This window comes from Sphingobium limneticum, from assembly GCF_008710155.1.
GTDB lineage: Bacteria > Pseudomonadota > Alphaproteobacteria > Sphingomonadales > Sphingomonadaceae > Sphingobium > Sphingobium limneticum.
Window position 1 is genome coordinate 1 of record NZ_VYPZ01000095.1, and the last position, 880, is coordinate 880.

Here is an 880-nt window from a genome sequence, read left to right on the forward strand (position 1 = left end):
GGCTCTGTTGCAAAGATTGGCGGCAGTCAGAGGTAGGCTGTCGCTCTGCGCCGATCAGGCGGCTGCTGCGAAATGGTGGTTGAGCATGCCCATGGCCTCCGTCAGCGCCGAGGGCCCAATGCCAAAAGCTCTCTCCACAAGGCGCACCTCGCCCCTGATGCCGGGCTGCAGGCACCAGGGGCGAGCCTGTCCTTTGCGCAGGGCTCGCATGACTTCGAATCCCTTGATCGTGGCATAGGCCGTGGGGATCGATTTGAAACCGCGCACCGGCTTGATCAGTATCTTGAGCTTTCCGTGATCGGCCTCGATCACGTTATTGAGATACTTCACCTGCCGGTGGGCCGTCTCCCGGTCCAGCTTTCCTTCGCGCTTCAATTCGGTGATCGCTGCACCATAGCTCGGCGCTTTGTCGGTATTGAGCGTGGCAGGCTTTTCCCAGTGCTTCAGGCCTCGCAGGGCCTTGCCCAGGAACCGCTTCGCTGCCTTGGCGCTGCGGGTCGGCGACAGGTAGAAATCGATCGTGTCGCCCCGCTTGTCGACTGCCCGGTACAGGTAGGTCCACTTGCCCCGCACCTTGACGTAGGTTTCATCCAGGCGCCAGCTCGGATCAAAGCCACGCCGCCAGAACCAGCGCAGCCGCTTCTCCATCTCCGGGGCGTAGCACTGGACCCAGCGATAGATCGTCGTATGGTCGACCGAAATGCCGCGTTCCGCCAGCATTTCCTCAAGGTCGCGATAGCTGATCGGATAGCGACAATACCAGCGCACCGCCCACAGGATCACATCACCCTGGAAATGGCGCCACTTGAAATCCGTCATCGTTCCGTCCGTCCAATCTCCGCCAAGCATGCTCAAGCTTCACGATTTTTGCAACAGAGCC

1 protein-coding gene is annotated in these 880 nt (G+C 60.6%); it reads right to left on the reverse strand.

What is annotated here, in order from left to right:
* Positions 1-54 precede the first annotated feature (54 nt).
* Positions 55-819, reverse strand: coding sequence for an IS6-like element IS6100 family transposase (locus F4U94_RS24115; RefSeq protein WP_001389365.1), 765 nt, complete (start codon positions 817-819; stop codon positions 55-57).
* Positions 820-880: the final 61 nt, after the last annotated feature.

Bases quoted from the DNA above. Each gene is read 5' to 3' on its own strand.
- F4U94_RS24115 (WP_001389365.1), bottom strand. From the start codon at position 819: ATGACGGATTTCAAGTGGCGCCATTTCCAGGGTGATGTGATCCTGTGG.